Raw genomic sequence first — 23936 nt, 5'->3', positions numbered from 1 at the left:
TTTACCGCCCTACTTTTGAAAGGACATCGGCCCTGAGGAAGCGCTCGACCACGAACATGAAGGCAATTGATGGCACCAGCAATATCAATGCGCTGATCGACGCGATTTGATAATTGCCGCCTGAACTCGCTGTATAGAGTAGCAAGGGCAGGGTGGAAATATCAGGAGCTCCCACGAAATAAGTACCGGTGAACTCATCAAGCGATTCAAGAAAGACGAAGATCGCGCTTGCAAGCAAACCGGGTGCGGCTATTGGCAGAGTGATGTCGAAAAATGTCTTGAGGGCTGAAGCGCCCATTGAGCGCGCCGCTTCTTCAAGCTCACGATCGATTGCCGAAAACGCCGCTGTTGCGATCCATACGGCATAGACCAGCCCATGGGTCACGTGGACCAGAACAACACCTGTGATCGTGCCATTCAGCCCAAACGAGTAGAACATCTGCGCGATGTTCACGTAAACGGGCAGGTTTGGAAAGGCCTGCGGGATCAGCAGCGTCAGCAGGATCAGTCCACGAAACGGCAATTTCAATCGTGCGAGAGCATAACCGGCGGGAATGGCGAGGCCAAGTGAAACGATCACTGTAAGGCCTGCAATAAGCACGCTCGTGCCAAGTGACGAGAGCGCGTTGCCGCGAGGCGAAAACACATTCGCCCAGAATGAGAATCCATATTGAAGCGGCAATGTGTGCGGGAAATACCAACGTTCAGCGACCGCCCATAAAAGCAGATTGGCGAGCGGTCCGAAAATCGCGAAGGCGAGCAGGCCGAGCAATATGCCACGTGGTATCCAGCGCCAGTCGATGATGTTGCTCATTGGCCGCGTTCCTTCATGGTCTGGCGGAGATAAACCCAGGCGACGAGGCTGGTCATAAGAAGGGAGATTGTACCCAGTGCATTTGCGACGCCGTAATCCCCATAAGCATTGATACGAAATGCCATATTCGCTGTGATCATCGTCGGCGACTGGGCGTTGATCATCAACGGCACGGACAAAACGGACATCATGGTGACAAAGCTCAGTATCAATCCAACGAGCAATGTCTGGCGGACTTGAGGGAGGACGATCTCGATGAGAATGCGCAGCCGTCCCGCGCCAAGATTGCGAGCGGATTCGATTGTGCTGCGATCAATGGATGCCATGGCACCCGCCAGCAATAACGTGACAAATGGCGTCTGTTTCCAGACAAATGCGATGACGATCCCACGCCAGTCGAGAAAGCTCATGGCTTGTAGGGGCGTTAGAAGCCCTGTTTCGATAAGCAGGCTGTTCATCAATCCGTTCTTGGCAAGGAAGGTGCGAAGTATCTGACCAACGACGATGAAGGGGATGAAAAGCGGCCACCGATAAAGCCAGCGCAGAACAGTGACAGCGCGTGGATTGGAGCCGAGCGTTAGATAGCCACCGATAGCTATGGAGAATAAAGCAATCAGCAACGACGACAGCGTGACGATGACAAAAGTGAAGATGATGTCACTGGAATACAGTTCGAATGCTTTGGTGAAGTTGCCGGTTCCCCATCCACCGGAAACGTAGAAAGCCCCGGTGATAGCGCCAAAAAGCGGTACGATGAACAGCAACAGGACGATCGCCAATGCGGGCGCGACAAGAAGAATCCCCGTCAGTCGATGCGACATTCGAAACCTCATGACAATGTGGAGTGCCGGACAAGCTCGTGGTGCCTTGATTGCATATCCGGCATCGACATCAGAGCGCTTTGCATGGAACCAAGTTCGTCAAAGCGCCCCGATAGAAAGCGGGATTGTCGGGCTTAGTTACCGACCTGACGCTCATAAGCCTCCAGAATCGCGGTGTTATAAGGTGCGATCGGGAAGGGCTTACCGTATTTCGCAAGGTCATCCGGCGAAATATCGGTGAAGAGCTTATTCCAGGTTTCACCGTCAAGCTCTGCCTTGACGTGGTCGGCATCGATGCCCGGATACCAGTTGAAGCGCTTTACAATACCTTCGGCCTGTACTTTCGGGCTCGTCGCCAATGCGACGAATTTTTCGGCCAGTTCCTTGTGCGCGCTCTTTTCCGGGATCACATAATGCATCGGCTGACCGGGCATGCCGGGAGCAGGCAGGACAAGCTTCATTTCTGGCGGAAGCTGACCATTCGCTTTCCACGAATAAAACATGTCTACCCAGACTGGTCCCATCGCGATTTCGCCGCGGCTCAACATGTCGAGTGTGCCAGCATTGCCGGGGGTGAGGGTGGCATTCTTCGTGAAGTCCTTGAGCGAGGCGAATGCCTTGTCCCAGTTCTTCGCTTCGCCCTCTTCGAATGGCCCCTTCATCAGCTTGTCTGCGTCGCCGCCATAAGCATAGATCCAGCCCATGACAAAGCTCACGCCCGACGCGCCGCCCTTAATGCCATTATAACCGAACTGCTTCGGGTTGTCCTTGGCCCATGCGACGAGCTCGTCATAGCTCTTCGGAGGATTGGCAACGAGAGCAGGGTTATAAGCAAGTGCGGTCTGGCTGTTGAACATCGGCATGACGTAACCGTCGACGTCGGTGCCGAGCGCCATTTTCGCGTTCTCACGTGTCACCAACTTACCACTGTCGATTTTGCCGCGATAATTTTCGAGAAACTTTGCCGTTACCATCGGTCCGACGAATTTCTCGTGGACGACTGCAACGTCGGTGTCCCATTTTTCCACGCCGGCCTTGGATTGGGCTTCAAAACGTTCGAGAACCTTTTGCGAGCCTGCATCGCCGGGACCTGTCCCAACAACACGAACGGTCGTTCCGGGGTTCTCTTTCTCGAATAATGGTCCAAGATATTGATTGATATAATCGACCATGTTCTGGTCGCCTGCGGTGATGACGGTAAGCTCATCAGCAGCGGCGGGTGCAACGGTAAGGCCGATTGCCATTGCTGCGTTCAGGATAGTTCTCATGAAAAGGACTCCTGTCTGAACCGGGATTCCCGGTCTTGTGATTGAAAGAAGATGCAGCGCATCAGTGGTGTTTATCGGAAACAGTGGCATCCGCGGGCAAAATTGCCCGTGAAAATGAATTTGAACGGGGGTCCCCCGTATTGGTGCCGGCAGAAATCAAGTTTACTGTGCACAGCTGTGCAGCTGAAATTTGACGAATGCCGTATTCCGCTCTCTGGCCTTCTTTAACTAAACGACGCATTATTAAGCGCTGACGAAAACGCCACAGGTACTTGGCTATTTGTCGAATAGAAACAGAGCATGCTCGGGTATGCGGATTTCTACGTTGGCTCCGGGTTGGTGGCTTTCCTGAGCGTCAACCATGATGTGCCGATCTCCAACACGGATCATATGCCTCCAAAGGCCACCGGGATAACTGGTCTGCTCGACCGTACCGTTGAGCGCTAGTTCGGACCTCGGGGAGTTTTGATCAGTCCCAAGCGCAGAGAGGCGGGCAGCTTCGCTGCGGAAACGTGCCGATGCCATGCCATCGGACAGATTTCGGCGCCCTGCCGAAATGGTACTGGCTTTGTTGTTCGCCCCTGCTGCGATCTCGATATGGTCAGCCTTGATCTGGATTGGTACTTCGATCAGATTTTCAGCACCCATGAATGCTGCGACGAAATCCGAGGCCGGATGGTTGTAGACCTCTTCTGGAGCGCCCGCCTGGGCGATTTCACCATTGTTGAGGATGACGATGCGGTCGGCCATGACCATAGCTTCTTCTCGATCATGCGTCACATGAACTGCTGTGATACCGAGGCGACGCTGCAAGGCGCTGATCTCATGGCGCACCGATAGTCTGATGCGTGCGTCGAGATTGGAGAGCGGCTCATCGAGAAGCAGGATGTCGGGCTGAATGGCGAGGGCACGCCCGAGGGCGACACGTTGGCGCTGTCCACCGGAAAGGGCAGCGGGTTTGCGCTCTAGTAAAGAGTCCAGCCCCAGCAGGCGAGCGACTTCTTCGACCTTCTGTTTGATGGTCTCCTTCGCTGCGCCGCGAATACGCAGGCCATAGCCCATATTCTGTGCGACAGTCATATGCGGCCAGAGCGCGTAAGACTGGAAGACAAGTGCCATGCCGCGTTTGTCCGGGGGCAGTCGGGTGACATCTCTGCCGTCTACCCGGATTGCGCCGCCTGATGGCATGTTGAAGCCCGCTATTGCGCGCAGCAATGTTGTTTTACCGCAACCGGAAGAGCCGAGAAGCGCGACGAACTCACCCTTCTTGACGGATAGGTTCACGCCTTTGAGAACTTCATTATTGCCATAGCGAACGCGCGCGTCCGCCACCTCCAAAAACGCTGGCATAGGCGTCTCCTCCCCAGGATCGCCGGCTGATTTTATTTTTTCTGCACAGCCGTGCAAATCGGATTGAAGCATCTTTAAACAACCTCGACAAGCCGCAAAATTGAAATTGCGCGGGAAAAACTGTCTTGAGTTCCATTATGGAACGTCATTTGAAGGCTGTTTAACGAGATTTCATAACAGCTGTATGACGTAAAGACGAAGACGTGGACAGCTTTGCAAAGCTGTCTACGTCGCACGCAAGCAGGTCTGACGGAGAGTGTATAGGAACCGGCTTGTATCAGTCGTCAGTCAAACTTCTTCTGCGCGCTCTTCGAATTTGGCATTTTGCCGGGAAGAGTAGATGAACGCGGCGAAGAACATAACAGTCATCAGCAGAACGATTGTTGGAGCGGGTGCGCTGTCGATGAAAAAAGACAGGTAGACACCAAAGAAAGATGCGCTGACTGCAATTGTCACGGCGAACAGCATCATGGTGCTGAATTTGCGCGTGAGCAGAAACGCAATTGCACCTGGCGCAATCAACATGGCGATGGCTAAGATGATACCTACTGCTTTAAGAACGCCGACAATCGTCAGCGAAATCAGGCAAAGCAAACCGTAATGCAGAAGGCGGACCGGTAAACCGACCGCTCTGGCTTGTGCCGGATCGAAAGCGTGCAGCAGGAAGTCGCGCCATTTGACGACAAGAATGCCGGCGGTCAGTGTGGCGATGATGGCCGTTTCGATCATGTCGCCGGATGTTATCCCGAGCATATCGCCGAACAGGATATGATCGAGATGCACTGTTGAGCGGATCGCAACATAAAGAACTAGGCCAAGACCGAACATGCCGGAGAATACGATGCCCATCACCGTATCCTGCTTGATGCGGCTGTTTTCGGTGAGGTAGCCGGTTGCAAGGGCGCAAGCCATGCCCGCTACGAAGGCTCCGATACCGAAGGGTATTCCGATAATATAGGCGACCACTACCCCCGGGAGAACGGCATGGCTGATCGCGTCGCCCATCAATGACCAGCCCTTGAGGACAAGAAAGCATGACAACAATGCTGTCGGGATGGCGATTAGTACCGAAATGGCTAATGCATAGCGCATGAACTCGAACTGAAACGGGGCGGCCAGCATATTTAGAATCGTCATTGCTGGAACTCCCTGAGAGCGATTGCTGCCTTGCGGCGTGCGGCCAGTAGTCCGTGCTTTGGAGCAAGCAAAAATACACTGAGGAAAATCAGCGTCTGGAGAACCACGATGATGCCTCCCGTCGCGCCGTCCAGAAAATAGCTCACATAGGCACCTGTGAAGCTTGTGATGGCGCCGATTGCGACAGCAATCCAGAGCAGTCGCGCAAATCGGTCCGTCAGCAGATACGCGGTTGCACCGGGCGTCACTACCATGCAGATGACGAGAAAGGCGCCTACCGTCTGCATGGCAGCGACAGTCGATGCCGACAGCAATGTGAAGAACATGATTTTCAACAGATTGGGCTTGAGACCAATCGAACGTGCATGGTTTTCATCGAAGAACACCACCATCAAGTCTTTCCACTTCAAAAGAAGAAGCGACAGGGAAACGAAGCCGATGACTGCCAACTGCAGCGTGTCTTCTGGCGTGATGGCGAGGATATTACCGAGAACGATGGTTTGAATGCTGACAGCCGTTGGCTTCAGCGAGATCATGAAGAGGCCGAGCCCGAAGAACGACGAAAAGATCAAGCCGATGATCGCATCTTCCTTCAGCCTTGTCCGCTGGTTGAGAAAAAGCATTGCTGCAGCAGCGAGGCCACCTGAAAAGAAAGCTCCAATGGAGAAGGGCAGTCCGAGCATATAGGCGCCTGCTACCCCGGGAACGATGGAATGTGAAAGGGCGTCGCCGATGAGCGACCAACCTTTCAGCATGAGATAAGCTGAAAGAAAGGCGCAGACACCGCCAACCAATGCCGAAACCCACATCGCATTCAGCATGTAGCTATAGCTGAATGGCTCAAGCAGTAAGGTCATTGTTCCAGGCTCCGTTTGTGGGTGGCGGAACTCTCGTTTTCATAAACAACGAACGGGCGTTCATCGTCGGTGATAACGCTGACCGCAGCCCGACCTGAACGATCAGTCTCGTCCAGCACGAGATGGCGCAGCACGCCGCCAAAAGTCTTTTCGAGATTTGCCTGCGTGAACACTTTAGCAGTCAGTCCATAATCAAGGACCGTTCGTTTCAACAATACGGTTCGGTCGCAGAATTCGGGAACACTGCCAAGATTGTGGGTCGAGACCAGCATGACGCGCCCCTCATCTCGCAAACTGCGAAGAAGTGTGACGATTGCTTCTTCGGTCTTCACATCTACGCCAGTGAAGGGTTCATCCAGAAGAACGACGCGCCCGTCTTGTGCGAGCGCTCGCGCAAGAAATACCCGTTTCTTTTGCCCGCCTGAAAGCTCACCGATCTGTCGATGACGAAATTCGAGCATATTCACGCGATCAAGCGCTTTTTCTACGGCTTCTTTGTCGGCGCGGCGCGGGATGCGCATCATGCCCATATGGCCGTAGCGGCCCATCATGACGACATCTTCGACGAGAACCGGAAAGTTCCAGTCAACGTCTTCACTTTGTGGGACATAAGCCACAAAGTTCTTCTTGAGTGCAGTTTCAACCGGCATTCCGAGAATGGATATCTCCCCCTTGGCGAGTCTCACAAATCCCATGATCGCCTTGAAGAGGGTCGACTTGCCGGACCCGTTGATGCCGACGAGCGCTGTAATCGTTCCGGTTGGGATTGCGAAACTTGCATTGTGCAGAGCCGTATGACCGTTGCGGTATGTGACGGTCGCCTCCCTCACATGGATACCATCGGTCGCACCGTTATTCAGCGCTGCGGAGGTATTGGCGTGAAGGTCCACGGGAGCATTCATTGTTTGAGTCCTTCCGCAATCGTACCCGAAGTGATCTTCAATAGTTCGATATAGGTTGGCACGGGTCCATCGGGTTCTGAAAGGGAATCGACATAAAGAACGCCAGCGTATTTTGCGCCGGTTTCGCGGGCCACCTGCTCGGCTGGAGCAGGGGAGACGGTGCTCTCCGAGAAAACCGCCGTAATGTTGTTCTCACGTACTGCATCAATCACTTTTCGCACCTGCTGAGGAGTGCCCTGCTGGTCGGCATTGATTGGCCAGAGATAAAGTTCCTTCAGGCCGAAATCCCGTGCGAGATAGGAGAATGCGCCTTCGCTGGAAACAAGCCAGCGCTTATCTTCCGGAATAGCCATCAGTTGCACTCGGATGGGATCGATTGTGGCCTTAATTTTCGTTTTATAGGCTTCGGCATTGGCCTTGTAGGTATCAGCGTTTGCGGGGTCGTTTTTAACGAAAGCATCCCGTATGTTATCAACATAGATCAGGGCCGCATTTGGCGACATCCATGCGTGGGGGTTTGGTTTGCCTCTATAGGGCCCTTCGCTGATGTCGATTGGTTCAACGCCGTCCGAGACAACTGCATTCGGAACGTCTTTGAGACGCGAGAAGAATTTTTCGAACCATAGTTCCAGCCCAAGACCGTTCCAGAGAACGAGCTTCGCATCCTGTGTTTTGATCAGATCACCGGGAGTTGGCTGATAATTATGGATCTCGGCGCCTGGCTTTGTGATCGACTCGACTATCGCGGCATCACCCGCAACATTCTGGGCAATATCGGCGATAACAGTGAATGTCGTCACGGCCTTGAATTTTTCCGCAAGTGCAGCGCTTGCGCTTGTCCAGAGAAGAGCCCCGCTCAGAAAACTGAGCACCGTTGTTCGTAAAACGCGACGCAGCATATCCAAATCCTTGTTGCCAATCAGTTGCAATTGCATAACTGATCGTCAATCCACGATCAAGTGCTATTGCAAATCATTTGCATTAAATGAAAGAGGTTAGCTAACAAGATTCTGATTGCAAATTGAAAATACACGCTTAAATTGTATTCGAGTGAAAATTTAAAGTTTTGAAGTTGAGCTTTCGATGGAGGCACAATGGAGAAGAAGTGCGCAGTCCATCAGCGAGCTGTATGTCCTTGTTCTCAATTTTCATATTGAACGAATAAATGTGAGGGTGAGCTTAGTGATTGATTTACACCCAGTTATTGCGAAAGATGGGGCTGATGGAAGGATTTTTCGGCAAGTGCAAGCGATATCAAGCAATAGCACTTTGACCTGTACCACAACCCAAGTTGGGCCAGCTATTTATTGTGGAGCCGATACGACCATCATTGTCTTGCGCGAGCAGATTCGCAATCTAAAGTGGTGCTCCTCCGCGCAGATGGTTGAGCAGTCCAACTGTTCGGCTGGAACTGTTTTCATCGTTCCTGCTTCTGTCGATTTATCAATCGACTGGCCGGATTCGATTGAAATTATAATTATGCAGCCTGAAGAGCATCTTTTGCGGGAAACGTTCTGTCTTGAGCCCCGATTCTATGAAATCAATGGCACCAGGAACGTTGAAAAAATTTCGTGCAAAGAATCTATTTCACTATCTCATTTGATATGGGATGAGGTCTGTCGGCGCGGCGGGCAGGATAAGCCCTACCTAACTGCTCTCAGTTTGGTTCTTATGCGCACACTAGCGCACATTGCTTTGAATGATCGCGTTTCAAGCGATAATAAAGCCGGACTCAGCAAATCAGCGTGCCAGCAGATTGAAGCTTATCTCAGCCAAAATTTTCATAAAGCTCTTTCTGTGCCGGATATGGCCGCACTGGTGGGAATCTCAGCGGGGCACTTTTCGACATGTTTTCGAAATAGTTTTGGTCAGACGCCGCATCAATATCTGATGGGGCTGAGGCTTGATGAGGCCGAACGACGTCTCAGAAAGACGGTCGAGCCAATAAGCGAGATTGCGCGTCTTTTGAATTTTTCCAGCCAGAGCCATCTAACGACGGCGTTGCGAAAACATCGACAACTGACACCAGGGGAACTGCGTAAATAGAGTTATCGTCATTTGCAGTGACAATTTCCCAATGCTCGGTCTGCTGGGGCGGTCGCTCTTTATCGGAGTTGGTTTGAGCGCGGGATATCGATCTGCAAATTGATCAGCTCGATATGTCGGACGGCTTCCGTTTCACCCATTTGCGCCAGATGTGCACTTCGCTTCTGCGGCGCCAGCGACGGACGCGATGAGAATCATGAGAAAGGACGATTAATCCGAGTGGAAGCATCCAGAAACCGAGAATCGGAAGAAAACCCAGCGAGCCGCCGACAACGAGTGTGCCGCCAAGCATGCGCCGCATCATGACTGATTGTGGCATCGGGATTCGCCGACCAAGAATCACGATGGCTTTTTTTCGGGGCGTTTCTGCGGATTCGTCATTCACAGGGGCATCTCTCGGACTAATATGTTACAATTCACAGGAGTAAAACGTCCCAGAGAATATAGGGTTTCGAGGGGATAATGCAAAAAGATGAAAAAAAATGGATTTAGCCCTTTGCAAACGCGAAATCCTTTTGCTATACGCCACCTCGCTGACACGACGAGCACCTGTTCCCCGGTAGCTCAGCGGTAGAGCAACCGGCTGTTAACCGGTTGGTCGCTGGTTCGAATCCGGCCCGGGGAGCCACTTCAATCTTGAAGTTGCTTGGTTATAATCTTTCTCAAAGCTGAAGTTTTATCGATATAAGTACGGTTGGTCTTGTTAGGCGAGTGCTCAGCTCGCCGTGGCTGTCTCAGTCAATTTGGATTCGGTGGCGACCACGCAGAATGGACCTGGGTTTGACCACAAGAAAATTGCTCTGAGGCCTTTATGCCCACTAAGCTATCACGCCACCGTGGGCGCTCGTCTATGAGAACGTTTCTTCCATTATGACTTTTTATGCGACGCGAATGTCGATCCTCGCTTATCCGTTTTGAACCAAATCGTTCTTCGTGCGTTGGTTAGCCATCTGTTAACCATGATTGGAGAATGGCAATGCCTTGGTATTTTCGTCTCGAATCCGGCTTCGCGGCTGTTTTTGTAGTTGCGGTCTGTGCCCACATGATTGTTCATCTGATCCAATAGAGGTGTGACACTTCTTCGGAACGGTCTGGCGTGGACGACAGGCCCCAACAGATCGGTTGGCTTATGGGTGACTTTCACTATGGTAGCTAACCTACTGACTCATGGAGGTGCAGTCTAATATTGTACCTCCATGAAGTTGATGAAACAAACATCTCGAGTGAGAAAGTTATTCATATGGGGATTTGGTTATTACACGGGCTCTAACGTTTGCTCCGCAATGCGTTACGAATAGCGGGCAGCTATGACACCGTGGACTACAGATGAGCCTCTTCAACTGATGTCTCTCTCCGACCCAAGCGAGATTTGCGCCCTGTTGTGCTTATGGGGGTGAGGTTGCAGGCGTCTTTGATGAAATATGACATATGCCGCATGGCATGGTGGTGAATTTCAGCTCCTTTTGACATCGGGTTGGGCATCTATGCCAGCAGACCCCCGTTCATATTTCGACGGTCCACTTATGTGACTACTGAGCCTAACCAGAAAAATGTGAAACGGTTTTCGGGGAAGCTGCGCGTCGAAATAAACAGTCAAAGCGCGCCGATCTGGTTTAAACAGATCGAAACACGCTCTGGAGGAGGAATGAAGCGGCTTTAAGCCTTCATTGTGCTCGCGCATCGTTTTCTTGCGGTTGCGAAGCTTCGGTGGGGGCCGGAGCAGGCTGTTGAGGTGCTGGAGCGGGTTCTTCTGCAAGGACTTCATTTGTCTTGGCTTTGATGTCTTCTGCCGTCTGTTGGCTAATTAGCCCTTGCGACGCGGCGAAACCGACAACGACGGCGATGATTGCACCGACGAGGGCGGCTTTGAGCTTCGGTGACATAGTTGGCTCTCCTGCCAAATGTAATTTATGTCCCACCCAATGCATCAATATCGACTATACTGTATACGTGCCAATTGTTTCAATATTTGCTTTATCTGTTTCTCACGCTGGTTTTCATCCTGGCGTTCCTGCACACCTGCGGCTGAAAAACAGTAAACCAAAGTGGAAGATGACAAATTTTGATCGTATGATAAAAATAATACAAAAACTATAATGGGAGGGGATAATGCTTGAGAAAAATGGCGTAGAAGCACCTCATATCTCGCCAATTGATTGGATCGAAAAGCTTCCGTTGACGAAGTTTCTAATGCTTGCTGCGATCTGCGGTGGGGGCACCTATTTGGTTCTCAGTCAGTTGATATGATTGTTGGTGTTGAACCGTTTAGTTGGGAATGATTCCGAGCCCTCGCGGTTGACTGAAAGAGAACAGCGGTCATGTCGACCAAACGCGACGGCATAGAAAACGCAGCGATTTGTCGGTTTCTTCTTGCGGCCAACGAACTGGCAGGCAGGTTCTTGTCCTGTCTGATCGCTGCTCCACTGTTTCTTGGGCCCGCCTGGGCGTCCTGACGGGCACTTCAACAGCCTAGCTTGCCAATTAATTATCTGGAGGGTGCGCTTCGTTAGCGCATCGTTTTTGTTCTATTTGCTCGTTGGTTCGGTAGCGCCGGGTATACCGGTATTTTGGACTGTATTCCGGTCCGTGTCGTAAGCCACAATTAAATAGACAACCACAAGGGCGACAACGATTGGCACGAGAAGGCACAGTGCTCTCAGCGCTGTTGTTGCCGAATGTTTGGCCCGGATGAGTGTACGAGTTCTCATGCCGATTACTATCTCACAGAAAAAGTTACACGGATAGAAAGCGCCATATTAACAATATGCAATGTCCTCTTAACAATAAGCCGTGTCCTGGTCGCAACTTGACCATGATGCTTTAGAATCTTCGAAATCCGCCGCCAAGACGGGAGGGGCATTTCGCTCCATCAGCGGGCGTCGAGCGATCATTTCTGTCTGAGCAGAAAACTCAACAGGTTGCCATAACCTCGTGCATCATCAATGGCGCGGTGCGTGTGTTCGATGTCGCCGAGCCATTCAGATGGATAATGCTCTACGTCGCAATTCCAATAATCTCGACCGGTCTTTCCAGCGACCATGGACATCAGACAAAGCGGGGCATACCGGAAGAGCCGGTCTGTAATCCAAGGCCCCTCAAACAATGACCTACCGGTGAACGTTTTCAGATAGTGGTCGAACCAAGGCCCATCGAGTGAAACCGGATGAGCTGCGAATATAGGTTCTTTATCAAACGCCTTTATCCAAGAGACGAACTGCAAAATGACAGCTTCTGGTGGCTGCGCATTCTCCGTTGCTGCGGCCCATGCTTCGGGGTGCCTGCGCCAAAAATCCATGGTCGCCGCATCGTTTTCTGCCCCGTGAAGAGGTTCCAAGACCGCCTCGAACTCTCCGAGAACCTCTCCTGTATCGGCTACAGCTACAGAACCAAACGACAGCATTGAGTGTCGCCCTGGTACGGGGCCGTCAAACTCACAATCTGTTACGATGTAAATGAAAGGCATCGCTCGATCCTTTTGCGGTGGCAAGGACGCTATCGATACGTCTGAGCGTACTCGCTGTGCAATGTCGTGTCTGGTTCTGGCCGACAACAGACTTCAGACTCATATTACACTGCCGGATAGGCAATCACAGATCAAGAAGGCGGGACAACGTGGAGTCGGAACACCGGTTACTCTTAACAGGCGTTATACCCGCGAGCCCTTTTCTCTTCACGAGAATATGAGGCCGCAGCTTGTGAGGATGGTCAATAATAGGCGGGATGTATGAAGGGTTGGTTCTCCCAAATTCGCCTGTCAGGTGCGGGTAGGCTACAACGATGATATTCTATAAGGGCTTTCTAATGATCGGTTGCATGCCACCACTTATTCTCCTGATTTTAGGAGCTGGCGTCGGTGCATTAATCGGGGGGAGTTACGGCGCAATTTATGGCGGCCTTGTCGGTTTCGCGATTGGGCTCGTCGTGATGGTCGTCCTGATTTGGATTTTGGTGAAGGCTCGTAACCGATAAGCCTCAACGTTAGGACTACGGAAGCATCCGCTTGAGAACGTTATCCTTTTTGTAGAACTGGTGCCAGACCGCCGCAAGTGCGTGTAGGCCTGCTACGATCAGAATGGCATTCGCCAGAAAACCGTGAACTTCCTTGACAGAACCCGCAAGTTCTCGGTCAGGGGTTATGAATTGCGGAATCTTGAATAGTCCGAAGAATGACAACTCATTACCCCGTAATTCAGCAAGCCAGATACCGAGCACCGGAATCAACACTAGAAGAGCGTAAAGGAGGTGATGTGCAAACTTGGCAGCGGTCTTTTCTAAGTGTGTCATCGAACTTGGGAGTGGCGGCACAGTTGACGTGGCTCTGGCTAATAGCCGCCAGATCACAAAGGCGAGCAGCGATAATCCCAATGAGAAGTGTAACCACCACACGGTTACCCGTTCCGGTGAACCTCGTGAATAGAAGTCTTCGCCGAACGTAATGAGGTAAGCACACAAAACCAGGACAAAAACGGTCCAATGCAAAAACTTCTGAACGGGGGTGTATTCGGAGCGTGACATAGAATTTCTCCAACTTAGAATAATTCTATGTTTGCTTGAATTAAGGCAATCTTTTGTCTCGCAGTGAGCTGGGTGAAAGCCTGGAGAGATAAGCGCTTGGGCTTCCATGCCATGGCGATAACATCGCCGGACCTGATCGCGGGCACACACGCCACCAAGCATGTTTGTGACGCTATTGGGTTGCCTTCCGATGTTTGTGTTTTGTTCGCGAGAGGGGGCAAACAGAGTCGAGCATGTTGCTTTCCATGTCGTACGGATTTGCCGGACTTTTTTTATAACCCATTGTAATTTATGGGAATCAATTCGCAGCATGATGCGACAAGGCCAGCAGGGCTAATATTGACGCCAAGTCGCATAACTTATTGAATATATTATGAGAAAATTGGAGGCCTCGCCCGGAATCGAACCGGGGTGCAAGGATTTGCAGTCCTCTGCGTAACCACTCCGCCACGAGGCCTTCCGTAGGGCGGGTGCCAAATCAATTGGCAACGCCTTGGTCCGTTCCAATATTGATACAGACCGGTCTCGTCAAGCCGTTAGAGGCAAATGTAGGAAATTTCTACAAAGGTTTCTTCGTGCTTTGTAAATTCACTGCTGGTCGTCTCGATCTGGCGGCATCTGCGGGCGTGCCAGATTGCCTTTGGAGAAGGTATAGCCGGTTTCGACGGCGCTTAATCCGAATTTGTTTCGCAATTTGTCGATGGCATTTTCCGCGACAGCGCGCTTGGTAGCCTGAGTGTCTACGAGATCGGGTGGGTCGGCGCGATCACTTGAAGAAAGCTCGCTAACTCCAATTCCTAGCAAGCGAAATCGCGTTCCATCCAGTTCTTTTTCAAGCAGTTGCAATCCGTGGCGAAAGATTCTGTCTGCAAGCTGGGTCGGATCGGAAAGCTGACGGTTGCGGGTACGTGATTTGAAATCGTGGGTCTTCAGTTTCAAAACGACGGTGCGTCCGGCTATCTCACCCGCTTTTAGCCGCCGCGAGACTTTTTCGGCGAGTGCGCGAAGAACAGGAACGAGATCGTTTGCTTCCGACAGGTCGCTGTTGAAGGTTGTCTCCGCTGAAACACTTTTCATGTCCTGGTCCGGCTCTACCTTCCGGCTGTCCTGACCTCGGGAGAGACGGTAAAGGCGCTGACCCATGGTGCCGTAGGCTTTCATGAGTGCTCCTTCCTCCATCGTCTGTAGCTGGCCAATCGATCTAATTCCGTCACTTTCCAGTTTGGCGGCAAAAGCCTTGCCGACCCCCCAGATGGTGCTGACGGATCGGTTGCGCAGAAACGTCAGAGCTTCTGCTTTACCGATAACGGAAAACCCGCGCGGTTTTTCGATATCAGACGCAACCTTGGCCAAAAACTTGCAATAGGACAACCCGATCGAGGCGGAGATGCCTATTTCATCCTCTACGCGCTTGGCGAAATTTGCGAGAACGATTGCAGGTGGCGCCTTATGGAGTCGCTCCGTGCCGCTCAGATCCAGAAAAGCTTCATCGATGGATAGAGGCTCAACAAGTGGGGTCAGGTCACGCATCATCTGCCGCACCTCGCGACCCACGCGAACATATTTCTCCATGTTTGGTTTGATGACAACGGCGTCGGGACATGCTTCCAGCGCCTTGAACATGGGCATGGCAGATCGTACGCCATGAATTCGGGCGAGATAGCAGGCCGTCGACACGACGCCGCGCTTTCCGCCGCCGATGATGAGCGGTTTGTCCCGCAGTTCCGGATTGTCCCGCTTTTCAACCGATGCATAAAAAGCGTCGCAATCAATATGTGCCAGTGAGAGCTTATACAGCTCCTTATGACGGAGAAGGCGAGGACTCCCACATGCATGGCATCGCCTGCTTGTGTCCGATTTCTGCGGCGCAAGGCAATCGCGGCATACACCTTTTTCCGAACTGTTGAGGGCAGTGGTGTCAGCCATGAGGACGACCCGATTGATGAACATAAAAGGAACATCCTTTTATAGCATCGAAAGGCTGAAGTGCCATGGGGATATGTGCCCCTGGTTGGTCTTACACTTGACATTGCCGGGAATATCACCAAGTTTAGCACTATGAACAACCGTTTTGCATCCATACTTCATCGGGTTTATCCGATCACGGGATAGCTACCCTCGAGTTCTGCCTAGCGCAGGGGAACTCCGGGGGACGGTACGCCGCTTGTCCAAAAGCGGATTTCAAATAAGCGCTTTCACCAAAATCAATCTGAACGGCTTCGTGCAGAAACAGCACGGAGATTTATTACCTTTCAACAGCAGTGAGCACTCGCCATGAGCGGAAAGAATCGCAAGAAGCCCAATATCGTTGTCAGCGAAATCGACTATGAGCGTCTGATGGGGCTGGCCACCAATGTTTCGGAACGTCTCGAGGAGATCGCCGAAGAGTTGATGGTCGAACTTGATCGCGCGAAAGTCGTTCCTGCGAAGCGGTTGCCACAGAACGTGATTCACATGGGGTCTACCGTGGAGTTTCGTTCCAATGATGGGCAGGAGCGCCGGGTGACGCTGGTATATCCGGGCGAAGCGGATATTGCGCAGGGCAAGATTTCGATTCTGACACCTATCGGCACTGCGCTGATCGGCCTTGCGCCCGGCCAGTCAATTTCCTGGACGGCACGTGATGGCAAGCAGCACGAGTTGAACGTGTTGTCGGTGTCGGACCAAGCCGAGGTTTCTGCGGCAAATCCTGCTGCTGAATAATTACCAAGAAGCCCGGTTCAGCCGGGCTTTTAAATTGCAGATTGAGGTCTTCGCTAAAGGTGCTGGTTCAGGCCGCCGGGCAAATATGACAAGGCTTTCTCGATCGTTGCCGGATCGCGGTCGGCCTCTTCGCAGAAGCGCAGCAGCGTCGGCTCATGCGTCAGAAAAAACTGTAATACACCGGCCAGAAAGCCAGGTTCACGTGCTGCCTGTCGGATCGACGTAGCCTCAATGCCTGTCAGAGCGAGGAAGCGAGGCAGCAGGTCCTTGTCTTGCGCCAGCCATGCCAACGCTTCGATAGCGATCGCTTCCGCATCCGCTTGGCTCATCAGCGTTTTCATGTGGTTTCTCCGCTTTTTCTGTTGCTTCGTCGAATGTGTAACGGTCGCTCATTCGAGGAACAATGGAATTATTTGCCTTTCATCAATGAAATGAGGTTAAACTATCCGCAGTCTAAGAAGTGGGGACTTTCTGGCGGATAAGAAAATCGAGCAAATGCCGGGTTGCTGCAGGGAATAAGACCAAGGAATTTTCGATGCCGAAAAGCGTGATGATCGTCGAAGACAACGAACTCAATATGAAGTTGTTTCGCGATCTTATCGAAGCCAGCGGATATGAGACGATCCGGACGAGAAATGGGCTCGAGGCGCTCGATCTCGCGCGTGAACACCGGCCCGATCTGATTCTCATGGACATACAGCTTCCTGAAGTGTCTGGACTGGAAGTCACGAAATGGCTGAAGGACGATGACGAGTTGCGGCACATTCCGGTCATTGCGGTAACGGCATTTGCCATGAAGGGGGATGAGGAACGCATTCGGCAAGGTGGCTGCGAAGCCTATATTTCCAAGCCGATATCGGTGCCCCGCTTTATAGAAACAATCAAATCCTATCTGGGCGACGCTTAGCGGAAATTAGGGCGAGGGGCATCATGACTGCACGAATTCTCGTCGTTGACGATGTGGATTCCAATGTAAAGCTCCTCGAGGCAAGGCTCCTCTCGGAATATTATGAGGTTGTGACGGCTTTTAGCGGTCCTGAAGCCATCGAGCTTTGCCTGGGTGGGCAGATTGACGTTATCCTCCTCGACGTACTGATGCCTGAGATGGACGGTTTTGAAGTATGCCGTCGCTTGAAGGATGATCCCCGTACATCCAATATTCCCGTTGTCATGGTGACATCGCTTGACAGCGCGGAGGACAAGATTCGCGGCCTCGAAGCAGGTGCTGACGACTTTCTGTCGAAGCCGGTCAGCGATCTTCAGTTATTGTCACGTGTGAAGAGTCTGGCGCGGCTGAAGCTGGTCTCTGACGAGCTTTTCCAGCGGACGGGCACTATTGCCGATACAGAGGTGGAAACGCTGCTGGCAAGCAAAATGGGGGGGGATTATGCTGATAAGGACGAGGTGGCGCGCATTCTCGTTGTCGATGAAGATGAGCTGGCAGCTGCGCGACTTCGTCTCATTCTTGGGGAGACCTATCGTGTCGATGTGGCCAGCGACGCCAACACGGCTTTGATCCGGGCGATAGATACGGATTACGACAGTATCGTCGTTTCAGCCAATTTTACTTATTACGATCCGCTTCGTCTATGTTCGCAGTTGCGAACCATAGAGCGCACCAGGCTGGTGCCGATCATTCTCGTCGTACGGGAAGATGAGGGAGCGCTCGTGGTGCGCGCGCTGGAGCTTGGCGTAAACGACTATCTGATGCGCCCGCTTGAGAAGCTGGAGCTGTTTGCGCGCTTGCGAACCCAGATCAAACGGAAGTGCTACAACGACCTTTTGCGACAAAGCCTCAACCGCACCATCACCATGGCGGTTACGGATAGCCTCACAGGGCTGCATAACCGCCGTTATCTCGATACGCATATGCCTGTCCTGCTGACCCGCGCCATGGGGCGCGAGCGGCCATTGTCGATCATCATGCTCGACTTCGATCACTTCAAACGGATCAATGACCAATACGGGCATGATGCCGGTGATGATGTTCTTCGTGAATTTGCGATCCGCCTGCGCAAGAACATCCGTGGGATGGATCTCATGTGTCGCTACGGCGGAGAGGAATTTGTCGTGGTGCTGCCAGACAGCGATGTAGAGGCCGCGAAGGCTGTTGCCGAACGAATTCGGATTGCCGTGTCAGACATGCCATTCGCGGTCGCCAATGGCAAGCACAAGGTCAACCTGACCATCAGCATGGGGATTGCAGGGCTGAGACTGGTGGGGGATAGTGCCGACGCGCTTTTCTCCAGGACGGATGCTGCGCTTTATCAGGCGAAGAAAGCTGGCCGTAACCGTATCGTCTCCTCAGCAGCCTGAGGATTGAACGAAGCTTGGAAACAAAAAAAGCCGTCTCATGAGAGACGGCTTTTTATTTCAATCGTCTTGTCGATGACGACCCGAAACGAATTACTTGATCTTCGTTTCCTTGAACTCGACGTGCTTGCGCGCAATCGGGTCGTACTTGGTCTTTGTCATCTTTTCCGTCATCGTGCGGCTGTTCTTCTTCGTTACGTAGAAGAAGCCGGTGTCAGCGGTCGACAAAAGCTTGATCTTGATCGTCGTAGCCTTGGCCATATCGAATTACCTGCTCTGTATCTTTGCCGGAGCATGATCCCGAAAACCGGTTCCCAATCTTCGGGATCATGCTCAATGGATGGAAACCTCCAGCGATTCCGGTAATCTCATCCGGCAGCGGAAATTTGGCGCGACACTACGTATTGGCGGCGAAAAGTCAAGCCCGCTTCTTCCGCAAAAGCAGTCTTCCCGCCGCAAACAGTGCATATGCGGCAAAAAACACGCCGAGTGTCATCGGGAATCCCTTCGGTCCCAGCATGTCCATGCCGACGCCAACGGCCTGCGGTCCCGCAAGCATGCCGATGGCATAGCAGAACACAAAGGCAGCATTGGCGGATGCCAGTTCGCGCCCGGTCAATTCAGAACCGAGATGCGCGAGGCCGATTGTGTAGAGCCCGGCCACTACGCCGCCCCAAAGGAACAGGATCGCCGCCATGAGATACCAGTGCAGCATGAGATAGGGCAGGGCGATCATACCGATCAGGCCCGTTGTGGCGCAGAAAAGCAGAAGCTTGCGGCGATCCGAAATACGATCGCTGACGAGGCCTAGTGGAATTTGCATCAGCACATTGCCCAGACCTATCATTGTGAGCAGAAGTGCTGCGTCTGCTTCCGGATAACCGATACGCGCACCGAAGACTGGAAAGAGGGCAAAGCCACCGGTTTCCACAGCACCAAAGACGAAGACGGCCATGGTCGCGGTTGGAACGGCAAAGATGAAGGGCAGAAAGGGGACGTGTTCGCCCTCCTCGAAGTCGGGACTATCCCGCCACGCGAATGCAACCGGTATGAGGGCTATCATGATAATGACGAAGCCGACATAGAATGGCAGTCCGCCCGTACTGCCGATCTTCGAGAACAGCCACGGTCCGAATGCAAAACCTAGTGAAAGCGAGGTGGAATAGATACCGAGCACCAGCCCGCGCTTTTCAGGCGGCGCCGAGGCATTGATCCAGTATTCGGACAGAACGAAAAGCACGGTCAATGCAAAATGCAGGACGATGCGTAGCGCAAACCAAGCCCAGAGCGGTTGAAAGAAGTGGAAGCCGAGAAAGGCTCCGCTTCCGATGATAAGCATGAGGAAAATCGCCTTGACCACACCCAATCGTGCGGCGATGGGAGCGGCCAGCGGAGCGGCAACGATGGATGCCAATCCTGCGACGGCCGTATTGGCGCCGATCAGGCTCGCGGAATGACCACGACTTTCCAGGAGAACGCTTAGAAGCGGAATACCCAAGCCGATTGCTGCGCCAACCGCACTGATCGTGGCTATGGCTGCAGCAAGTGAGCGCCAGTGCATCTGGCCCACTGCCGGCCCGCCGCCTGGTTCTTGCGGGACAAGATCGGCAGGTTGGATTTCTTTATTCATAGGTTTCAGATCACTTCGCGAACAAAGCGGCCATGCCGCTTGCAATATTGCACCACTGGCAAGGTGGAAGGCAGTTCAAGTTTGGTATCCGACAGAAGCACGCGGGCTTCCTTCAGGATAGCCTGAGTTATATGAGCGACGTCGAGTTTATCGATTTGATCGATGGAAACCCAGTCCAGATCCTCCAGTTCGCCACTTGGAACGAGCGATTGCCCGTCCAGCTCCGGTATCTGATCGCGAAATGCGATAAAAAAGCGGGTATCAAACCGGCGAACATTGTCCGGCGGCGTTACCGCACGGGCAAAATAGCGCAGGCTGTTCAAGGCTGGCATCACGCCGTTGTCGAGGAAGGCTGACCAGTCGCGGTGTGTGGGTAAAGCGATTGGAGCCGAGGTAGCTTGCCCTATGCGGAGGCCGGTCTCTTCAAAAGTTTCGCGAATAGCGCATAGGCCGAGGGCACGGGCGCGACGCAGCGATGCACGAGCCCCCATGCCTGCGAGCAGCTTGGCAACATCATTATTATTGAGTTCAGCCGCAGCGGCGATAGCGCCGTCTACAGGATCGGCACGACCGCCTGGAAAGACAAACTTGCCAGGCATGAACACAAGGCTGGCGTGGCGTCTGCCCATGAGAATTCGCGGCTTGCTGCCCGATCTGTCGACAAGCAACAGGGATGCGGCGTCGCGCGGTCGCAAAGCTTTCGCGGCTTTGACTGACGAGGAGGGGGGCTGAACCATGGCGGTCATGATGACCTTCAGGTCACGTCGCCATATTCGCCTTCGCCCTTACCCCCAAAACCATGCATATAGAGCGCCCATTGCAGGCCAATGGTCGCACCTTTCATGGGTTGGAGAAGCAACAGCGACATAATCACCGTCAGCGGTCCCCATATCGCCATATGAGCCCAGAGTGGCAGATTGGTGGTTGCTTCCACGCCCATGAAAGCGCCTACAACCACGTGTCCCACGATCAAAATGGTGAGGTATGCAGGAAGATCGTCGGCGCGTTGTTCTGTGTAGTCTTCGCCACACACGGAACATTGCGCAACTGGTTTCACAAATGAACGAAAAAGCTTTCCTTCACCGCAATGCGGGCAACGTCCGCGAAAACCGCGCCACATCGCTTCCCCCAAAGGGCGTTTCGGGTGAATGGCCTTGGGGTTTTCGCCGCCGAAAACCTGCACATTTTGCGCGGAATTGGCCTCTAGCGTGCTCATCAGCGACCTCTTCTCTTCTGACGCGGAATACCCGCGGGTTTACCCCTTCGCCCACGCATCGTCCGGCTTGCCTTGTGATGCGAGCGGGTCGCCATTGGCAGAGGATGCGGTTCCGAAACCATCTCAAAACGAAGCGCGCCCGCAACGGGGAGCGCTTCTACAAGCCGAACCGTCACTGTATCACCAAGCCGGAAGCCTTTACCGCTCCGTTCACCGGCAATCGCATGGTTCGCTTCGTCATATAAATAGTATTCATGACCTAAAGTTGAAATGGGTACCAGCCCATCCGCGCCATATGTCGCAAGGTTCACGAAAAGACCGGCCCGCGTTACGCCCGTAACGCGCCCTTCATATTCGTCTCCAAGATGTGCGGCGAGAAAGTGTGCAATGAGACGGTCAACAGTTTCACGCTCGGCCAGCATGGCGCGACGTTCGGTCGAGGAGATGAGTGCGGAGATTTCTTCGAGATGCGCTTCCTCCTCTGTCGTTAATCCGTCACTTCCAAGATTCAGGGCCTTGATCAGAGCGCGGTGAACGATGAGGTCGGCGTAACGGCGGATCGGCGAGGTGAAATGCGCATAACGGCTCAGATGCAAGCCGAAATGTCCGATATTATCAGGGTTGTATTCCGCTTGGCTTTGTGTGCGCAGCACGACCTGATTGACCAGTTCTTGATGATCCGAGCCTTCAACGGCTTCAAGAATCCGATTGAACTGAGCGGGCTGCAACTCCGCACCCTTGGCAAGGTTTAGATCAAGCGTGCGCAGGAACTCACGCAGGGTTTCCTGCTTGGCAAGCGCCGGTGCATCGTGAATGCGGAAAATCAACGGCTGGCGGCGCGCTTCCAATGTTTCTGCGGCAGCGACATTCGCCTGAATCATGAACTCTTCGATCAGCTTGTGCGCGTCGAGCCGTTCTGGAACGATAACCTTATCCACCTTGCCATCGGGCGTGAGCAGAATTTTCTTTTCCGGCAGGTCGAGTTCCAGCGGTTCGCGGGCATCGCGCCCCCGCTTCAGTACGGCATAGGCGTTCCACAGCGGTTTCAATATGCCATCGAGAATCGGCGCGGTCTTGTCATCCGGCGCGCCATCAACGGCAGCCTGCGCTTGCGAATAGCTGAGTTTAGCCGCCGATTTCATCATGATGCGATGGAATTTGTGCGACTTCTTGCGTCCATCAGCCGCAAAAATCATACGAACGGCAAGAGCGGGGCGATCTTCAAGTTCACGAAGCGAACAGAGATTGTTTGAAATCCGTTCGGGCAGCATTGGTACGACCCGGTCGGGGAAATAGACCGAGTTACCGCGCTTCTGTGCTTCGCGATCAAGCGCGGAATCTGGCCGAACATAGGCTGCAACGTCTGCGATAGCCACAATGACAATCTGGCCGCCCGGATTCTCGGGGTCCTTATCCGGCTCGGCGTAAACCGCATCATCATGATCCTTGGCATCAGCCGGATCGATGGTCAGGAGCGGAATATCGCGCCAGTCTTCCCTGCCGTCCATCGCCGCAGGCTGGGCGGCTTCTGCCTCGCTCAGCGCTTCCGCTGGAAAAACATGCGGAATTTCATGCTCGTGAATAGCAATCATCGACAGGGCTTTTTCGCTGTCGATAGACCCGACCACTTGTCGAACCTTGCCGCGTGGCAACTCCTGACGGCGCGAGGAAATCAGGTCGACTTCAACAAGATCGCCAGCTTCGGCATTTTCGAGTTGTGCCGGGTCGAGCTGCACCTCCGGCTGCTTTCGGTTTACCGGGTCAAGGCGCCATTCACCATTGCCAAGCTTGCGCACAATGCCGAGCACCGCATTTGTACGGTGCTCGAGGCGCTTCATTACCCGGGCGGTATAATCCGGTCCGTCCCGATCCTCACTGCGGAATATTTTTGCCAGAACGCGGTCACCCACGCCAACAGCCGGGCCGCCTTCGGAGGACTTGTTCAACCGGGTGCGGCGGATCAGGACGACGGGAGGCTTGCCATAAGCGGCTTCATCCCACTCCGACGGACGTGCTAGTAAACCGCCATCCTCGTCGCGCCCGGTGATATCAAGCACGGTAACTGCAGGCAACGCACCAGGACGAGACAATTTGCGGGTGCGTTTTTCGACCAAGCCCTCGTCGGAGAGCTCGCGCAGGAGGTCTTTCAGATAGACCCGGGCATCCCCCTTGATGTTGAATGCTTTTGCCAGCTCACGCTTGCCTGCCCGATCGGGGTTCTCCTCAATATATTTGAGAACCTCTTCGCGGGTTGGAAGGAACGCATTGGGATCGTTCCTTCCATCAGCGGATTTTGCTTTGGCTGCACGCCGTTCGGTCCGCGCGGATCGACCGGTATCGGATTTGGAAAAACGGCGTGCCAAT

The 23936-nt window shown here is 53.1% G+C and carries 24 protein-coding genes and 2 tRNA genes; 6 read left to right on the top strand and 20 right to left on the bottom strand.

Annotation, left to right across the window (positions count from 1 at the left end; genetic code table 11):
* Window position 1 precedes the first annotated feature (1 nt).
* From F9K94_RS15810 to F9K94_RS15775, 8 genes are all read right to left on the bottom strand, one after another.
* Window positions 2–814: an ABC transporter permease gene (locus tag F9K94_RS15810; RefSeq protein WP_029927273.1), complete on the bottom strand. Its 813-nt coding sequence runs from the start codon at window positions 812–814 to the stop codon at window positions 2–4.
* Complete coding sequence (locus F9K94_RS15805) at window positions 811–1635, bottom strand: ABC transporter permease (protein WP_061347147.1); 825 nt, start codon at window positions 1633–1635, stop codon at window positions 811–813. The genes F9K94_RS15810 and F9K94_RS15805 overlap by 4 nt, the downstream gene beginning before the upstream one ends.
* Before the next feature lie 134 nt (window positions 1636–1769).
* Complete coding sequence (locus tag F9K94_RS15800) at window positions 1770–2903, bottom strand: ABC transporter substrate-binding protein (protein ID WP_192799515.1); 1134 nt, start codon at window positions 2901–2903, stop codon at window positions 1770–1772.
* 276 nt (window positions 2904–3179) lie between these two features.
* On the bottom strand, window positions 3180–4253 hold the full coding sequence (locus F9K94_RS15795) for an ABC transporter ATP-binding protein (RefSeq protein ID WP_151646814.1): 1074 nt from the start codon (window positions 4251–4253) through the stop codon (window positions 3180–3182).
* A 288-nt stretch (window positions 4254–4541) separates the two neighbouring features.
* A complete protein-coding gene (locus F9K94_RS15790; protein ID WP_151646812.1) occupies window positions 4542–5390 on the bottom strand; it encodes a metal ABC transporter permease in 849 nt (282 codons plus the stop codon).
* Window positions 5387–6247 carry a metal ABC transporter permease gene (locus F9K94_RS15785; protein WP_151646810.1) on the bottom strand — a complete coding sequence of 287 codons (861 nt, stop codon included), beginning with the start codon at window positions 6245–6247 and terminating at the stop codon, window positions 5387–5389. The genes F9K94_RS15790 and F9K94_RS15785 overlap by 4 nt, the downstream gene beginning before the upstream one ends.
* A complete protein-coding gene (locus tag F9K94_RS15780) occupies window positions 6244–7149 on the bottom strand; it encodes a manganese/iron ABC transporter ATP-binding protein (RefSeq protein ID WP_235920630.1) in 906 nt (301 codons plus the stop codon). The genes F9K94_RS15785 and F9K94_RS15780 overlap by 4 nt, the downstream gene beginning before the upstream one ends.
* Window positions 7146–8048: a metal ABC transporter substrate-binding protein gene (locus F9K94_RS15775; RefSeq protein ID WP_151646808.1), complete on the bottom strand. Its 903-nt coding sequence runs from the start codon at window positions 8046–8048 to the stop codon at window positions 7146–7148. Before F9K94_RS15775 ends, F9K94_RS15780 begins: the two co-directional genes overlap by 4 nt.
* Before the next feature lie 184 nt (window positions 8049–8232).
* Here F9K94_RS15775 and F9K94_RS15770 point away from each other — a divergent pair, with 184 nt between their 5' ends.
* Entirely contained in the window at window positions 8233–9195 is a 963-nt protein-coding gene (locus F9K94_RS15770) for an AraC family transcriptional regulator (protein WP_151646807.1), read from the top strand.
* Between the two features lie 103 nt (window positions 9196–9298).
* On the opposite strand, the gene F9K94_RS15765 is transcribed toward F9K94_RS15770, so the two are convergent.
* On the bottom strand, window positions 9299–9514 hold the full coding sequence (locus tag F9K94_RS15765) for a hypothetical protein (protein ID WP_407922049.1): 216 nt from the start codon (window positions 9512–9514) through the stop codon (window positions 9299–9301).
* Window positions 9515–9748: 234 nt separating this feature from the next.
* Between F9K94_RS15765 and F9K94_RS15760 the strand changes: the two genes are divergently transcribed.
* Window positions 9749–9823 (top strand) — tRNA-Asn (locus F9K94_RS15760).
* 1036 nt (window positions 9824–10859) lie between these two features.
* On the opposite strand, the gene F9K94_RS15755 is transcribed toward F9K94_RS15760, so the two are convergent.
* Window positions 10860–11078 (bottom strand): hypothetical protein, encoded by a 219-nt coding sequence (locus tag F9K94_RS15755; RefSeq protein ID WP_151646802.1) that lies wholly within the window; start codon window positions 11076–11078, stop codon window positions 10860–10862.
* Window positions 11079–11304: 226 nt separating this feature from the next.
* Here F9K94_RS15755 and F9K94_RS24450 point away from each other — a divergent pair, with 226 nt between their 5' ends.
* Window positions 11305–11442, top strand: coding sequence for a hypothetical protein (locus F9K94_RS24450; protein WP_192799514.1), 138 nt, complete (start codon window positions 11305–11307; stop codon window positions 11440–11442).
* A 640-nt stretch (window positions 11443–12082) separates the two neighbouring features.
* Here the strand turns inward: F9K94_RS24450 and F9K94_RS15750 are convergent.
* From F9K94_RS15750 to F9K94_RS15735, 4 genes are all read right to left on the bottom strand, one after another.
* On the bottom strand, window positions 12083–12658 hold the full coding sequence (locus tag F9K94_RS15750; protein WP_061347153.1) for a 3'-5' exonuclease family protein: 576 nt from the start codon (window positions 12656–12658) through the stop codon (window positions 12083–12085).
* Window positions 12659–13179: 521 nt separating this feature from the next.
* Window positions 13180–13710, bottom strand: a complete 531-nt coding sequence (locus F9K94_RS15745; protein WP_061347154.1) for a cytochrome b — start codon at window positions 13708–13710, stop codon at window positions 13180–13182.
* Window positions 13711–14093: 383 nt separating this feature from the next.
* A tRNA-Cys gene (locus tag F9K94_RS15740) sits at window positions 14094–14167 on the bottom strand.
* A gap of 131 nt (window positions 14168–14298) precedes the next feature.
* A complete protein-coding gene (locus F9K94_RS15735) occupies window positions 14299–15636 on the bottom strand; it encodes a DNA polymerase IV (protein WP_151647690.1) in 1338 nt (445 codons plus the stop codon).
* A 348-nt stretch (window positions 15637–15984) separates the two neighbouring features.
* Between F9K94_RS15735 and rnk the strand changes: the two genes are divergently transcribed.
* Window positions 15985–16413 carry a nucleoside diphosphate kinase regulator gene (gene rnk / locus F9K94_RS15730; protein ID WP_061345769.1) on the top strand — a complete coding sequence of 143 codons (429 nt, stop codon included), beginning with the start codon at window positions 15985–15987 and terminating at the stop codon, window positions 16411–16413.
* A gap of 53 nt (window positions 16414–16466) precedes the next feature.
* Here rnk and F9K94_RS15725 read toward each other — a convergent pair whose 3' ends face one another.
* Complete coding sequence (locus F9K94_RS15725) at window positions 16467–16754, bottom strand: DUF3572 domain-containing protein (protein WP_151646800.1); 288 nt, start codon at window positions 16752–16754, stop codon at window positions 16467–16469.
* A 194-nt stretch (window positions 16755–16948) separates the two neighbouring features.
* Between F9K94_RS15725 and F9K94_RS15720 the strand changes: the two genes are divergently transcribed.
* Both F9K94_RS15720 and F9K94_RS15715 read left to right on the top strand, forming a co-directional pair.
* Window positions 16949–17320: a response regulator gene (locus tag F9K94_RS15720; RefSeq protein WP_010658876.1), complete on the top strand. Its 372-nt coding sequence runs from the start codon at window positions 16949–16951 to the stop codon at window positions 17318–17320.
* A gap of 23 nt (window positions 17321–17343) precedes the next feature.
* On the top strand, window positions 17344–18729 hold the full coding sequence (locus F9K94_RS15715) for a PleD family two-component system response regulator (protein ID WP_151646798.1): 1386 nt from the start codon (window positions 17344–17346) through the stop codon (window positions 18727–18729).
* Window positions 18730–18819: 90 nt separating this feature from the next.
* On the opposite strand, the gene rpmG is transcribed toward F9K94_RS15715, so the two are convergent.
* The 5 genes from rpmG to rnr form a co-directional block, all read right to left on the bottom strand.
* Window positions 18820–18987, bottom strand: coding sequence for a 50S ribosomal protein L33 (gene rpmG / locus F9K94_RS15710; RefSeq protein WP_002966024.1), 168 nt, complete (start codon window positions 18985–18987; stop codon window positions 18820–18822).
* Window positions 18988–19144: 157 nt separating this feature from the next.
* Window positions 19145–20287 (bottom strand): MFS transporter, encoded by a 1143-nt coding sequence (locus F9K94_RS15705; RefSeq protein WP_061345772.1) that lies wholly within the window; start codon window positions 20285–20287, stop codon window positions 19145–19147.
* Window positions 20288–20361: 74 nt separating this feature from the next.
* Entirely contained in the window at window positions 20362–21102 is a 741-nt protein-coding gene (locus F9K94_RS15700) for an NUDIX hydrolase (RefSeq protein ID WP_151646796.1), read from the bottom strand.
* 8 nt (window positions 21103–21110) lie between these two features.
* On the bottom strand, window positions 21111–21572 hold the full coding sequence (locus F9K94_RS15695; protein WP_151646794.1) for a DUF983 domain-containing protein: 462 nt from the start codon (window positions 21570–21572) through the stop codon (window positions 21111–21113).
* Window positions 21572–23935, bottom strand: coding sequence for a ribonuclease R (gene rnr, locus F9K94_RS15690; RefSeq protein ID WP_151646790.1), 2364 nt, complete (start codon window positions 23933–23935; stop codon window positions 21572–21574). The genes F9K94_RS15695 and rnr overlap by 1 nt, the downstream gene beginning before the upstream one ends.
* Window position 23936 lies beyond the last annotated feature (1 nt).

This window comes from Brucella tritici (genome assembly GCF_008932285.1).
In the GTDB taxonomy this organism is placed as follows: domain Bacteria; phylum Pseudomonadota; class Alphaproteobacteria; order Rhizobiales; family Rhizobiaceae; genus Brucella; species Brucella tritici.
The sequence above is the reverse complement of the archived record's forward strand: the minus strand, read 5'-3'. Positions and strand labels throughout refer to the sequence as shown.